We start from the raw sequence: 14,309 nt of genomic DNA, 5'->3' as shown, positions 1-14,309 counted from the left end.
TCCCTCCCGCGCCCGCGGGGGGAGGGCCGGCGTAAGAACACGCCGCAAGCGGACCCGCCCGCCGATCCATGCCGTCGTCCGGAAAGGCCCGCACCTGCCTGCGGCTTGCGCTAAACTGGACGAGACGCATTCTCATTCCCCATCCATGCTCCCACGCCGCCTGCTGGCGACGCTGCTGTTCAGCGTTGCCCTGATCTGCACCTGTGCCTTCGCTTCGGACGCTTCGGTCGCCACCACCTGGCGCCTGCTCGACTACATCGCGGTGGACTACCGCGAAGCCGTGGCCGACGGCGAGGTGGTCAACCAGCTCGAGTACGACGAGATGCTGGAGTTCTCGGCCACTGCGGCCAGCGCCATCGCGGCCCTGCCGGACACGCCGCAGGCGGCGCAGCTGCAGCGCGACGCGCAGGCCCTGCAGCAGGCGATCGCCGACAAGGCCGCGCCCGATCGCATCGCCGCGCAGGCGCGTGGCCTCGCGGCTTTGCTGGTGCAGGCGCATCCGATTCCGCTGCTGCCGGCGGGTCCGCCCCAGCATGCGCGCGGCGAGTCGCTGTACGCGCAGCTGTGCGCCAACTGCCACGGCGCCGGCGGCGCGGGCGATGGCCCGGCCGGGGCCGGACTGGATCCGCCGCCGATCGATTTCACCGACCGCGAGCGCGCCGACGAGCGCAGCGTGTTCGCGCTCTACCAGGTGATCGAGCAGGGCCTGGAAGGCACCTCGATGGTGAGCTACCGCGGCCTGCCCGCCGAAGACCTCTGGGCGCTGGCCACCTACACCGGTTCGCTCGCCTATCCCGAATCGCTGTCCGCCCGCGGCAAGTCCCTGCTGGAAGGCGACGACGCGCTGCGCGCGCGCTTCGACCTCGAACGCTATGTCGGCCAGACGCCGGCCGATCTGGCGAAGGAGCTGGGTTCGGCCGAGGACGCGGCGGCGATCGTCGCCTACCTGCGCCGCCATCCGGAGGCCACCCGGGCGCAGCAGCTCGAATCGGCCCTGGCCACCTCGCGCGGGCGCCTGCGCGAGGCCATGGCCGCCTACCGCGAAGGCGACGGCAAGCGCGCGCGCGACCTCGCGCTGTCGGCCTACCTCGACGGCTTCGAGCCGGTCGAACCGCTGCTCGCCGCGCGCGACAAACCGCTGATGGTGCGCATCGAAACGGCGATGGCCCAGCTGCGCTCCGGACTGGCGGCCAATGCCGACGCCGACGCGCTGCAGGCCCAGGTCGACCGGCTCGACGGCCTGTTCGCCGAGGCCGAGCAGGTGCTGGGCCAGGACCGCACCTCGGCCACCGCCAGCTTCGTGGCCGCGTTCACCATCCTGCTGCGCGAGGGCCTGGAGGCGCTGCTGATCGTGATCGCGATCGTCGCACTGCTGCGCAAGGCCGAACGCACCGAGATGCTGCCCTGGGTGCACGGCGGCTGGCTGGCGGCGCTGGCGGCGGGCCTGGCGACCTGGGCGCTGGCGACCTGGGTGATCACCATCAGCGGCGCCAGCCGCGAACTGTCCGAGGGCTTCGGCTCGCTGCTGGCGGCCGTCGTGCTGGTCTGGGTCGGCGTGTGGATGCACGGCAAGAGCCAGGCCGACGCGTGGCAGCGCTACGTGCGCGAGCGCCTGGGCCATGCGCTCGGACGCTCTTCGGGAATTTTCCTGCTGGGCCTGGTGTTCGTGGTGGTCTACCGCGAGGTGTTCGAGACCATCCTGTTCTATGCCGCGATCTGGAACCAGGGCAGCCAGGCCAGCGTGGTCGCCGGCGGCGCCACCGCCGCGCTGGCGCTGGTGGCGATCGGCTGGGCGATGATGCGCTACAGCCGCACGCTGCCGATCAGCCAGTTCTTCCGCTACAGCGCGCTGCTGATCGCCGTGCTGGCGGTGGTGCTGATCGGCAAGGCGGTCTCGGCGCTGCAGGAGGCGGGCTACCTGCCGGTGAGCTGGCTCGACGGCTGGCCGCGCGTCGAACTGCTGGGCCTGTACCCGACGCTGGAAGGCGTGGCCGCGCAGCTGCTGGTGGCGGCGATCGTGGTGGCCGGATTCGCACTGGCGGGGCGGTCGGCGCGGAAGCTGGCGCAGGCCTGATCCGCATCGGCGCGGGGCGGCGGCGAAGAGCCGCCGGTTCCCGCCGAACGGCCTCAGCCGGCGGCGGCCAGGCGCGTCGCGCACCTGGCCGCGGTTGTCGCGATAGTGCAGCACGCAGGCGTTGGCTCCCGCGCCGCCGATGCTCGAATACGCCGGCTCCGCATCGGCGGCGCGGAACACGCGCTCCAGTTCGGCCTGCAGCACGTACTCGTGCACCCCGGGCCGCGCGGCACGCGTCGCGGCCTCGTACGCCTGCACGCTGGCGCGGGCGGCCGCCGACGAACGGGCGACCGGCGTGCCCGCATCAGGCGGGCGGGGCGTCCTGACGCAACGGCAGGCGGCGCAAGGCGCGCCGCCTGCTCAGTGCCGCATCCCGCGCTTGGCCGGCTTGGCCGGCCTGCGCATGTCGTTGGTCGGCGTAACCTCCACCGACAGCTGGAAGCTGCGCTCGTCGCCGGGAAACATCGCTCCAACCCCGACGACGTGGCGGGTGATCTCGTTGCCCTCGTCGTCGCGCACGCTCAGCACCACCGAATATTCCCAAGCGCCGCCCTCGGACGGATGCCGGATCATGCCCTCGACCTGCAGGGCGGTGGTGCTGGCCGGGACCGCGCCGGGGCCGGTGCGCGGCGTATCGAAGCGCAGGTAGTGCCGGCACGAGGGGCAGATGCTCGCGCTCTCGAGGATCGTGGTCTTGCAATGCGGGCAGGTGCGCGTGGCACCTGCCAGTCCCGGCTTCGGGGCGGCCACGGGCTCAGCTGGCCGTTTCGCGCGTCTCCGCGTTCTCGGCCTTGGCGTTGCCCTTGCGCGGCGCCGACGCGGTGTCGCTGTTGTCCCAGCCGCACTCCACATGGCCGCGGATGCGCGAGCCGGCGGCGACGGTGAGGGTGCCGGCCTTGATGTCGCCGGTCAGCACCGCCGAATCGAGCAGCTCGACCCTGGAAGCCGAGTCGATGTTGCCGTCGAGTTCGCCGGCCACCACGACCTGCTTGGCCTTGACCCCGCCGTTGAGCTTGGCGCCGTTCTCGATGCGCAGGTTGCCCTGCACGTTGACGTCGCCCTTGAAGCGGCCGGCGATACGGACGTGGCCGCTGCCTTCGATCTTGCCCTCGATGGTCAGGTCGGCGGCGATCAGCGACTCCTTGGCGGCGGGCTCGGCGGCTGCGGCCGGGGCCGGCGCGGGCGAGCGGGGCGGCGCGACTTGGGTCGGGGTGAAATCCGCGACCGCCGGAGCCTCACGCGGCGGCTGCGCTGCCGTCGGCGTGTCGGACGCGAAGGACGGGGTGTCCTTGCGGGCAGTGGCGTTGTTCTGGGGGCTGAAAATGGCCATGTCGCGGGTTCCTCGGGGCTGGACAGGGACCGTTCGGCGCGCGCCGCCGAACGGCGGAAGGGGCCTTGGAGCCTAGCATGTCGACATGGCCTTCACGTTGTGACGCCGCTCACCAAATCCGTTCCCCGGCAGGCACTTGCCGCATCTTGTTGCAGCACTGCCGTCAGCGTGCGGCCTCGTCCGGCAGCCAGGCGCGGTAGCGCCCCGACACATGCAGCAGGGCCATCAGCTGCAGCACGCCGTCGTAATAGCGGTACTGGCCGGCGGGTACGGGCCGTTCCCAGAGTGCGCGAACGAAGTCGAGCCGTCGCGGATGCCCGGCCGCCAGCGAGGCCACTGCGTTCATCGCCACCAGCCCGGCGGTCTGTCCGCCGCCGAGCGGCTGGCCGTCGAGCGTGTACAGGCTTTGGTAGGCATCCAGGCCCTGGCGCTCGAAGAAGGCCTGCAGGCGGTCGGACAGTTCCACCTGGCGCGGGTCGACCCGCCACCAGGACCAGTCCATCGACCAGTTCATCGCGCTGCGCCAGGCGTCGTAGCGGAAATCGGCCGACTCCGGTCGCCACGACGCCGCCCAGGGCGTGGCGTCGAAGTTGCCGTAGTCGGGGGTGAGGCCGGTAGCCGGGTGGGCGGCGGCAGCGAAGTAGTCGCGGCTGACCTGCGCCGCCTCGCGCCAGAACGCGCGGTCGGCCTCGGGGCCGACCCGCGCCCAGACCTCGTAGAAGGCCGGCAGGTGGTAGGAGGCGTCGGTGTGCGCGGCGTTCACCACGTCCGGGGTGAAGCGGACCATCTTCGCGTCGCGGTCGAACAGGTTGACCGCGGTCATCGTGCCGCGGTTGGTCTGGCCGGTGATCGACCCGCGGTGCAGGACGTCGTGCAGCAGGCGGTCGGCCTGGGCGCGGTAGTCGTAGATGCCATCGCCATCGCCCCAGCGCGCCGAGGCGAAGTACAGCGCGGTGATGAAGTACTCCTCGCCGTCGGGCGCGGGCATTTCGTCGATGGGCGTGCCGTCGCGTTTCACCGACCAGGCGAAATAGCCGTGGGCCGGGTGCGCGGGATCGGCGTGCCAGGTATGGGTCTTCGCCCAGTTCCAGATCGCGTCGAACTCGCGCTTACGGTCGAGCTGCACCGCGATCATCATTCCGTAGGACATGCCTTCGGAACGCACGTCGTCGCTGTTCACGTCCAGGATGTAGGCGAGCGGGCCATCGGCATTGCTGCCTGCGTCGTAATAGATGGCTTCCTGGTCCGGGTCGCCGTGGAACAGCTGCCGCCAGGCCGCCTCGATGCGCGCGTCGATATCGGCCTGGGCGTAGCCGGCCTCGGCGAACAGATCGGGATAGTGGCCGGTGGCGACGGCGCCGGCCGGGATCGGCACGGATGCATCATGAGGAGCGCCATCGGCCTGCGGGGTCGACGGGCCCGCACAGGCGGACAAGAGCAGGCAGAGCGGAAACAGCACGCGCGCAGTCAGGGCGCGATTGGACGTCAGGCGCATTCGTCGGGCGTCGGGCGGCGGGACCGGCAAGGTAGCAGATGGCGTCGTCGCGGTCGGGCCCCCGCCCCGACCCCGCAGGCAGGGGAGGGACCCTTGCGCGGCGGCGGATGCATCGCGGTGCTTCGTCTGCGCGTTCTGTTCTGCGTCCCAACGCCAGGTGGGCAGGGGCCTGTGCGCGGCGGCGGACGCGTCGCATGTGCAGGTCGGCACATGTTGCTCTGCTCCACCCTCCCTCCCGCGCCCAAGTGCGTGCGGGAAGGGAGCATCTGTGCCGCGGGAGCATCCCAAGGCCCTGCGTCGGCGCGAACTCTGCCCCCTCCCCGCGTGCGGGGGAGGGTTGGGGTGGGGGCCACCGGCGCGAGACCAGCGATCCCGCGCCCACCTACATCCGGAACACTCCGAACTTCGCCGGCTCGATCGGCGCATTGAGGGAAGCGGAGATGCCGAGCCCCAGCACCCGCCGCGTATCCGCGGGATCGATGATGCCGTCGTCCCACAGCCGCGCCGTGGCGTACCACGGGCTGCCCTGGTGCTCGTACTGCGCCCGGATCGGCGCCTTGAACGCCTCTTCGTCCTCCGCGCTCCAGTCGCCGCCCCTGGCCTCGATGCCGTCGCGGCGCACGGTGGCCAGCACGCTGGCCGCCTGCTCGCCGCCCATCACGCTGATGCGCGCGTTCGGCCACATCCACAGGAAGCGCGCACCGTAGGCGCGGCCGCACATCGCGTAGTTGCCGGCGCCGAAGCTGCCGCCGATCACCACGGTGAATTTCGGCACGGACGAACACGCCACCGCCGTGACCATCTTTGCTCCGTCCCTGGCGATGCCCGCGTTCTCGTACTTGCGACCGACCATGAAGCCGGTGATGTTCTGCAGGAACACCAGCGGGATGCCGCGCTGGTTGCACAGTTCGATGAAGTGCGCGCCCTTGAGCGCGCTCTCGCCGAACAGGATGCCGTTGTTGGCGACGATGCCCACCGGATAGCCGTGCAGGTGGGCGAAGCCGGTCACCAGGGTCTTGCCGTAGCGCGCCTTGAACTCGTCCAGCTCGCTGCCGTCGACGATGCGCGCGATCACCTCGCGGATGTCGAAGGGCCGGCGGGTATCCTTCGGCACGATCCCGTACAGTTCCTCCGCCGCGTACAGCGGCTCGCGCGCGTCGCGCACCGCCACCGGCAGGACCTTGCGCCGGTTGAGGTGGCCGACGATCGAACGCGCGATCTCCAGCGCATGGCGGTCGTCCTCGGCGAAATGGTCGGCCACGCCGGACACCGAGGTGTGCACCTCGGCGCCGCCCAGCGCTTCGGCATCCACCACCTCGCCGGTGGCCGCCTTCACCAGCGGCGGGCCGCCGAGGAAGATCGTGCCCTGTTCCTTGACGATGACGCTCTCGTCGCACATCGCCGGCACATAGGCGCCGCCGGCGGTGCAGCTGCCCATCACCACGGCGATCTGCGGGATGTTCTCCGCCGACAACCGCGCCTGGTTGTAGAAGATCCGGCCGAAGTGTTCCCTGTCGGGAAACACCTCGTCCTGCAGCGGCAGGAAGGCACCGCCCGAATCCACGAGGTAGACGCAGGGCAGCCGGTTCTCCCGCGCGACTTCCTGCGCGCGCAGGTGCTTCTTCACCGTCATCGGGAAATAGGTGCCGCCCTTGACCGTGGCGTCGTTCGCCACGACCACGACCTCCTGTCCCATCACCCTGCCGATGCCGCAGACCATGCCGGCCGCGGGCGCGGCGCCGTCGTACATGTCTTCGGCCGCCAACGGCGCGATCTCCAGGAACGGCGAGCCGGGGTCGAGCAGGGCGGTGATGCGGTCGCGCGCCAGCAGCTTGCCGCGCTCGGTGTGCCGGTTGCGCGCAGCCTCGCCGCCGCCGTCGGCCGCGCGCGCCAGGCGGCGTTCGAGTTCCTCGACCAGGGCCCGGTGGTAGGCGGCGTTGTCGACGAAGTCCTGCGAGCGCGGATCGAGTTGCGAGGTCAGTGCCGGCATGGTGCGGATGGTTTCGGGCGAAAGGGCAGAGGATACGTGAGCGACCGGCGCGCGTCCCCGATGCTGGCGACCCGAAACAAGAAAGGCCCGCGCATGGCGGGCCTTCCGGTACAACCTGTCGCCAGGATCAGTTGCGCGCGGCTTCTTCGGCCTCGGCGGCGGCGTCCTTGACCGCGCCAGCGGCGTCGGCGGCGGCTTCGCGGCTGGCGGCTGCGGCTTCATCGGCGGCGGCTTCGGCGTTGGCCGCGGCCTGCTCGGTGGCGGCCGCGGCGTCGGCTGCGGCTTCCTCGGTCGCGGCGGCGACGTTCTCCGCGGCAGCCTCGGTGGCGGCGGCGGCGTCGGCGGCAGCCTGCTCGGCGGCGGCGGCGTTGGCGGCCGCGTCTTCCTTGGCGCCCTGGGCGGTGTTTTCGCAGGCGGCGAGGGCCAGCACGCTGGCGGCGGCGATGGCAAGAAGCTTGATGTTCAAGGGCATTCTCCGGGTAGGAATGGAAAGGGTCGTCCGGCCCGGGGTCCCCCTGGCCGCGGCGTCATTGTGCAGAACAGAATGTTAAAAAAAGAAAAGCCGCCGGACGGAGCCGGCGGCTTTCTTCGATCGCCTTGCGGCGCCGGACTTACGGGGTCGCTTCTTCAGCAGCGTCCTCGGCGTCCTTGGCAGCGTCTTCCGCAGCCTCGGCCGTGTCGGCGGCGGCGTCGGCGGCCTCGGAGGTCGTGGCGTTGGCGGCGTCGGCAGCGGCGTCGGCAGCAGCGTCGGCGGCGGCAGCGGCGTCGTCGGCAGCAGCCTGGGCGGCGTCGGCGGTCGCGGTGCCGGCGGCCTCGGTCGCGGCGGTGGCGGCGTCGGCAGCGGCGTCGGCGGCGTCGGCAGCGGCGTTCTCAGCCTGCTGCTGGTTGCTGCAGGCAGCCAGGGCGAAACCCAGAGCCAGCGCAAGCAGGGCCTTGTTGATGGTCATATCCGTTCTTCCTCGTCTGAAGTTTGGCAACGCGCAAAGTTGCGCGCCATAACAATGATGACAAGCCCGTTACCGCTGTCAAGCGGGTGGGAGGGGAATTTTCACCAGCGCAGGGTCAAGCGTTCACGTCGATCAGGCCAGCTCGACGGCGATGGCCGTCGCTTCGCCCCCGCCGATGCACAGCGAGGCCACGCCGCGCTTGCCGCCGCGGGCCTTGAGCGCGTAGAGCAGGGTGACCAGCAGGCGCGCGCCGCTGGCGCCGATCGGGTGGCCCAGGGCGGTCGCGCCGCCGTGCACGTTGAGCTTGTCGTGCGGGATGCCGAGCTCGCGGATCGGCGCCATGGCCACGACCGAGAACGCCTCGTTGACCTCGAACACGTCCACGTCCTCCACCGACCAGCCGACCTTGTCGAGCAGGTTGCGGATCGCGCTCACCGGCGCGGTGGTGAACCACTCCGGCTCCTGCGAGAAGGTGGCATGGCCGACGATGCGTGCAATCGGCTCCAGCCCGAGTTTCGCGGCATGTTCGGCGCTGGTCAGCACCGTTGCCGCCGCACCGTCGGAGATGCTGGAGGAACTGGCGGCGGTCACCGTGCCGTCCTTGCGGAAGGCGGCACGCAGGGTCGGGATCTTGGCGACGTCGGACTTGCCCGGCTGCTCGTCGGTGTCGACCTCGACCTCGCCCTTGCGCCCGGCGACCTTGACCGGAACGATCTCGTCCTTGAACGCGCCCGAGGCGATCGCCGCCTGCGCGCGCCTGACCGACTCGATGGTGTAGGCGTCCTGCTCTTCGCGGCTGAAGCCGTACTTGTCGGCGGTGGCCTCGGCGAACACGCCCATCGACTGGCCGTCGTAGGGATTGGTCAACCCGTCCCAGGCCATGTGGTCGACCAGCTTCGCCTCGCCGTAGCGCAGGCCCGGGCGCGCCGAGACCATGTGCGGCGCGTTGGTCATCGACTCCATGCCGCCGGCGACGACCACGCTGGCCGAACCGGCCTTGATCAGGTCGTGGCCCAGCATCACCGCCTTCATGCCCGAGCCGCAGACCTTGTTGATGGTGGTGCAGCCGGTGCCCTTGGGCAGGCCCGCGGCGAGCGCGGCCTGGCGCGCCGGCGCCTGGCCGAGGTTGGCGGGCAGCACGCAGCCCATGATCACTTCCGAGACCTCCTCGCCCTTGACGCCGGCCTGCTCGACCGCGGCGCGGATGGCGGCGGCGCCGAGGGTCGGCGTGGGCACGCCCGTGAACTGGCCGAGCATGGAACCGATGGCGGTGCGCTTGGCACCGACGATGACGACGTCGCTCATGGAAACTCCGTGGACCGCGCGTGGGGAAGCCCGGATTATCGCCCCGGCCGCCGCGGAGCGGCAAACGGACGCAGGTCCGCTGGCGCAGCCTCCCGATTGACGCTATAGAGGCGCGGGGCGCGTCGCCGCGCGAGGACGGGAATCGAAGCGATGCAACAGTCGGTCCGGAAGAAGCACTCCCTGCTTGCGGTTGCGGTGACCGCCGCCTGCGCGCTGTCGGCCTGCGGCGGTGGCGGCGGCAACACCCGCGCCGACCCGCCACCGGTGTCGCCACCACCCACGGCGCCGCCGCCGGCACCGCCGACCGTGCAGGATCCGGATCCCGCCTACAGCCTGCACCTGGCCTGGACCGGGGCCGACGAGGCGCATGCTCACGGCCTCACCGGTGCGGGCACCCGCATCGGCATCGTCGACAGCGGGGTCAACCGCAACCATCCGGCGATGCGCGACGGGCGCGTCGTGGCCAGCTTCACCTACATCGATCCGCGCACCAACAACCTGCAGGTCGACGACGTGGTCGGCCACGGCACGGCCGTCGCGCAGACCGCCGCCGGCAAGCCCTTCGGCCGCTGGCCGGGGGGCATCGCGCCGGGCGCGGAGATCGTGTCCGCCCGCATCATCAGCGACAAGCCGCCGGAAGACGACGGCAGCGGCCGCGGCAACGAGGTCGATGGCGCGCTCGGCCTGGGGCCGATCCACGCCGACCTGATCCGCCAGGGCGTGCGGGTGATGAACAATTCCTGGGGCGGCCTGTACTGGACCAACCCGGCGGCCACCGCCGAGATCGCGGCCGAGTACCGGCCCTTCATCCGCGACAACGGCGGCCTGGTGGTGTTCTCGGCCGGCAATTCCGGCTTCGACGATCCCTCCGACACCGCGGCGCTGCCCAGCCAGCCCGGCACCGGCGGCAGCCTGCCGGCGGCCGACCTGGAGCGTGGCTGGCTGACCGTCGCCGCCCTGGACTCGGCCGATCCCACGCAGCTGGCGTACTACTCGAACGCCTGCGGCCTGGCGATGCGCTACTGCCTGGCCGCGCCGGGCACGGTGGTGGTGACCGGCACCAATGACGCGCCGAGCGCGCCGACCTATGCGCGCTGGACGGGCACCTCGTTCGCCGCGCCCATCGTCTCCGGCGCGGCGGCGCTGGTGTGGGAGGCCTTCCCGTACTTCGACAACGACCTGGTCCGCCAGACCCTGCTGGGCACGGCGACCGACCTGGGCGCGGCCGGCGTCGACGAGGTTTTCGGCTACGGCGCGGTCGACATCGCCGCGGCGGTGCAGGGGCCGGGCCGCTTCGACTGGGGCGACGTGGTCGCCGGGTTCGACACCGTCACCTCGACCTGGGGCAACGCCATCGACGGCGATGGCGGCCTGGTCAAGCGCGGCAGCGGTCGCCTGGTGCTCGGCCACGCCGGCACCATCGGCTATCGCGGCGATACGCGCGTCGAAGCCGGCGTCCTGCAGGTCGACGGCCAGCTCACCCGCTCGCACGTGCAGGTCGGCCGGCAGGGCACGCTGACCGGCGCCGGCACCATCGGCCAGTCGATCCGCAACGCCGGCACGGTGGCCATCGATGCGGACAACCGCCTGGTCGCCGGCGGCGACTATGTGCAGACCGGCACCGGCACGCTGTCGGTGCAGGTCGGGACTGCGCTGCTGGTGGAAGGTGCCGCCACGCTCGAAGGCGGCACGCTGCATGTGTCCGGGATCGCGCCCGGCTATGTCACCCGGGCCAGCGAGCCGGTGCTGACCGCGATCGAAGGCTTGAGCGGCGAGTTCGACCAGCTCACGCAGGCGTCGAGCCTGTTCCTCGACGCCGAGCTGGCCTACGACTACGACCAGTCCATCGTGAGCCTGGAGATCGAGCGGCTGGACGTGGCCTCGGCGGCGCGGCGGCTTGCCGGCGTGTCCAAGGCCGGACTGGCGGCAGCCGAACGCCTGGAGCGCGCCTTCGGCCTGCTCGACGCGCAACCGGCGGCCGCGGAAGCATCGCTGCTGCAGGTGGCGGGCGCGTTCCAGGCGCTGTCGGACGAGGCGAGCGCCGCCGCCGCGCTGGACAGCCTCTCGGGCGAATCGCACTCGCTGGCCACCAGCCTGGGCTTCGACGCCATCGACATGGGCCGCCGGGCGCTGTCCACGCGCCTGGGCCAGCTGCACGACGGGGAGGCGCTGGCCGGTAGCTGGCGCCAGGCGCTGGGGCAGGGCGGCAGTACCGGCATCGCCAGCGGTGGCTATCGCCTCGACGGCTGGGCCATGGGGCAGGACCAGCGCAGCGGCCAACTGGTGTCGGGCTTCTCGTTCGGCGAGATGCGCAGCCACGACTGGCTGGGCGGCAACCGCGACCGCAGCCGCGACCGGCAGACGCATGCGGGCGTGTACCTCGGGCGCATGTCGCACGCGGGCTACGCCGCCGCCAGCCTGTCCACCGGCCGCTTCGACCGCGGCATCGAGCGTCGGCTGTTCGCCGGCGACGCGGCGCGGGCCGGGGTGTTTGCTGCGTATTCGGGGGGGTACACGAGCTTCGACGTCGAGGCGGGGCGCCACCAGCGGCTGGGCGACTGGCAGCTCACGTCCTACCTCGGTGCCAGCCACGTCGGCATGCGCCAGGATGGCTTCGCCGAATGGGGCAGCGGTTTCGCGCTGCAGGCGAAGGCGGCGGACCTGTCGCGCACGCAGGCGATCGCCGGACTGCGCGCAGGCCGCGACTGGCACGGCCTGCGCCTGTCGGCCTGGTCGGAGTGGCAGCAGACGCTGCGCGCCGACGGCTTCGACGTGCAGGCGGGCTTTACCGGGATCGATGCCTGGGCGCCGCTGCCGCTGGCGGATGCGGCGAAGTCGGGTGGGCTGGTCGGCTTCGGCCTGGAGGCGTGGCTGGGGCGCAATGCGCGGCTGATGTTGGACGTGGACCAGCGCTTCGGGCCGCGGGGGAGCGAGCGGGTGGGATCGCTGAGGTACGTGTTGGGGTTCTGACGCGGGAGGGGCGCGCGGTTCGACTCTGCGCTCATGCGGTTTGGTGTGGCCGTGGGTTTGCGGGCTCCGGCGCGCCCCCACCCCAACCCTCCCCCGCAAGCGGGGGAGGGAGTCGAATGCGCGGGGGTCAGTGGTTGCCGGCGAAGAGTTCGCGGCCGATCAGCATGCGGCGGATTTCGTTGGTGCCGGCGCCGATGGCGTAGAGCTTGGCGTCGCGCAGGATGCGGCCGGTGGCGTATTCGTTGATGTAGCCGTTGCCGCCCAGGGTCTGGATCGCTTCCAGCGCCACCTGCACTGCCGCCTCGGACGCGTGCAGCAGGCAGCTGGCCGCATCGATGCGCGAGCGGTGGCCGGCGTCGTAGTCGCGCGCCACCTGGTAGGCGAAGGCGCGCGAGGACTGCAGCGACGTGTACATGTCGGCGATCTTGGCCTGCATGATGCCGAACGCGCCGATGGCCTGGCCGAACTGGCGGCGTTCGCGCACGTAGGGCAGGGCGATGTCGAGCGCGGCCTGCATCAGGCCCAGCGGCCCGCCGGTGAGCACCAGGCGCTCTGTGTTGAGGCCGCTCATCAGCACCTTGACGCCGTTGTTGACCTCGCCAAGCACGTTCCCGTTGGGGATCTCGCAGTTCTCGAACACCAGCTCGCAGGTGTTGGATCCACGCATGCCGAGCTTGTCGAGCTTCTGCGCGGTGGAGAATCCCTTCATGCCCTTCTCGACGATGAAGGCGGTCATGCACTTGCTGCCCAGCTCGCGGCTGGCGGTGCGCATGTAGACCACCAGCACGTCGGCCTCGGGGCCGTTGGTGATCCACATCTTGTTGCCGTTGGCGATCCAGGTATCGCCCTTGAGTTCGGCGCGACAGCTCATCGAGCCGACCACGTCGGAGCCGGCGCCCGGCTCGCTCATCGCCAGGGCGCCCTTCCATTCGCCACTGCAGAGCCTGGGCAGGTACTTCTCGCGCTGCGCCTGGCTGCCGTTGGCGTAGAGGTTGGACACGCAGAGGTTGGAGTGCGCGCCATAGCTCAGGCCGACCGAGCCCGAGGCGCGGGAGATCTCCTCCATCGCCACCAGGTGGGCGAGGTAGCCCATCTCGCTGCCGCCGAATTCTCCCGGGACCGTCATGCCCAGCAGGCCGAGCTCACCCAGCTTGGGCCACAGGTCCTGCGGGAAGGCGTTGTCCTCGTCGATCTTCGCTGCCCGCGGCGCGATCTCGGCCTCGGCAAACCGGCGCACGGCCTCGCGCAGTGAGTCGATGTCCTCGCCGAGGGGGAAGGTCCGCATGCCGTGCTCCCTGTGAATTGGTTTCACATGCTACATCGGCTCGAGTATCGATGCGGTCCCATTGCCCGCGCTGCGCCGGTCTGCCGTACCCGGACTGCGCCCATCCCCCCACGTACGCCTTGCTCCCTCCCCCGCCTGCGGGGGAGGGGTGGGGTGGGGGCCTGCAGGTCGCCGAGTCCTTCAACGTGCGCCTTCGGCCGGCAGGTCGCTCGCTGCTCAAACGCGCGCCTTCGGCGCGCGCCCCCATCCCGGCCTTCCCCCGCCAGCGGGGGAAGGAGAAGTACGTTGCGGCCCTGAAGTACCCGGCATGCTCCCGCGCCGCGCTCCACTCCCTCCCCCGCTTGCGGGGCAGGGTCGGGTGGGGGCCTTCAGGTCGCCGAGTCCTTCAACGTGCGCCTTCGGCCGGCAGGTCGCTTGCTACTCAAACGCGCGCCTTCGGCGCGCGCCTCCATCCCGGCCTTCCCCCGCGAGCGGGGGAAGGAGAAGTACGTTGCGGCCGTGAAGCACCCAGCAAGCTCCCGCGCCGCGCTCCACTCCCTCCCCCGCTTGCGGGGGAGGGTTGGGGTGGGGGCCTGCAGGTCGCCGAGTCCTTCAACGTGCGCCTTCGGCCGGCAGGTCGCTCGCTGCTCAAACGCGCGCCTGCGGCGCGCGCCCCCATCCCGGCCTTCCCCCGCGAGCGGGGGAAGGAGAAGTGCGTTGCGGCCGTGAAGCACCCGGCAAGCGCCTGCGCCACGCTCTACTCCCTCCCCCGCCTGCGGGGGAGGGTTGGGGTGGGGCGGGGAGGTCGCTTGCTACTCAAACGCGCGCCTTCGGCGCGCGCCCCTATCCCGACCTTCCCCCGCAAGCGGGGGAAGGAGCAGGTGCTTCAGGCGGCGACGGGGAGGTCGCCCCGAGTGGGCAGGGCGACGATGTG

At 71.4% G+C, this 14,309-nt stretch carries 10 protein-coding genes and 1 pseudogene; 2 read left to right on the top strand and 9 right to left on the bottom strand.

The features are described from left to right. Positions 1–145 precede the first annotated feature (145 nt). On the top strand, positions 146–2,074 hold the full coding sequence (locus ACFQ2D_RS02675) for an FTR1 family protein (RefSeq protein ID WP_280941029.1): 1,929 nt from the start codon (positions 146–148) through the stop codon (positions 2,072–2,074). Between the two features lie 18 nt (positions 2,075–2,092). On the opposite strand, the pseudogene ACFQ2D_RS02670 reads toward ACFQ2D_RS02675, so the two are convergent. From ACFQ2D_RS02670 to ACFQ2D_RS02635, 8 genes and pseudogenes are all read right to left on the bottom strand, one after another. Then, positions 2,093–2,365, bottom strand: a pseudogene (locus ACFQ2D_RS02670) (M24 family metallopeptidase); the annotation flags it as partial. A 69-nt stretch (positions 2,366–2,434) separates the two neighbouring features. After that, the gene (locus tag ACFQ2D_RS02665; protein WP_280941030.1) at positions 2,435–2,824 is read right to left on the bottom strand and encodes a hypothetical protein; all 390 of its coding nucleotides are present in this window, start codon (positions 2,822–2,824) and stop codon (positions 2,435–2,437) included. A gap of 4 nt (positions 2,825–2,828) precedes the next feature. After that, positions 2,829–3,404: a bactofilin family protein gene (locus ACFQ2D_RS02660; RefSeq protein ID WP_386795517.1), complete on the bottom strand. Its 576-nt coding sequence runs from the start codon at positions 3,402–3,404 to the stop codon at positions 2,829–2,831. 163 nt (positions 3,405–3,567) lie between these two features. Beyond that, positions 3,568–4,779 (bottom strand): glycosyl hydrolase family 8, encoded by a 1,212-nt coding sequence (locus ACFQ2D_RS02655; protein WP_280941031.1) that lies wholly within the window; start codon positions 4,777–4,779, stop codon positions 3,568–3,570. A 502-nt stretch (positions 4,780–5,281) separates the two neighbouring features. Further along, positions 5,282–6,889: a carboxyl transferase domain-containing protein gene (locus ACFQ2D_RS02650; RefSeq protein ID WP_280941032.1), complete on the bottom strand. Its 1,608-nt coding sequence runs from the start codon at positions 6,887–6,889 to the stop codon at positions 5,282–5,284. Positions 6,890–7,016: 127 nt separating this feature from the next. After that, complete coding sequence (locus ACFQ2D_RS02645; RefSeq protein WP_280941033.1) at positions 7,017–7,355, bottom strand: hypothetical protein; 339 nt, start codon at positions 7,353–7,355, stop codon at positions 7,017–7,019. Between the two features lie 145 nt (positions 7,356–7,500). Continuing rightward, positions 7,501–7,836: a hypothetical protein gene (locus tag ACFQ2D_RS02640; RefSeq protein WP_386795516.1), complete on the bottom strand. Its 336-nt coding sequence runs from the start codon at positions 7,834–7,836 to the stop codon at positions 7,501–7,503. 132 nt (positions 7,837–7,968) lie between these two features. Next, positions 7,969–9,141: a thiolase family protein gene (locus tag ACFQ2D_RS02635; protein ID WP_280941035.1), complete on the bottom strand. Its 1,173-nt coding sequence runs from the start codon at positions 9,139–9,141 to the stop codon at positions 7,969–7,971. A 150-nt stretch (positions 9,142–9,291) separates the two neighbouring features. On the opposite strand from ACFQ2D_RS02635, the gene ACFQ2D_RS02630 reads away from it, so the two are divergent. After that, a complete protein-coding gene (locus ACFQ2D_RS02630) occupies positions 9,292–12,111 on the top strand; it encodes an autotransporter serine protease (protein WP_280941036.1) in 2,820 nt (939 codons plus the stop codon). Positions 12,112–12,238: 127 nt separating this feature from the next. On the opposite strand, the gene ACFQ2D_RS02625 is transcribed toward ACFQ2D_RS02630, so the two are convergent. Beyond that, entirely contained in the window at positions 12,239–13,396 is a 1,158-nt protein-coding gene (locus ACFQ2D_RS02625; RefSeq protein WP_280941037.1) for an isovaleryl-CoA dehydrogenase, read from the bottom strand. Between the last annotated feature and the right edge of the window lie 913 nt (positions 13,397–14,309).

It is taken from the genome of Luteimonas composti, from assembly GCF_042678665.1.
Lineage (GTDB): Bacteria > Pseudomonadota > Gammaproteobacteria > Xanthomonadales > Xanthomonadaceae > Luteimonas > Luteimonas composti.
Note: the sequence above shows the minus strand (reverse complement) of the source record. Positions and strands in the feature narration are given on the sequence as shown.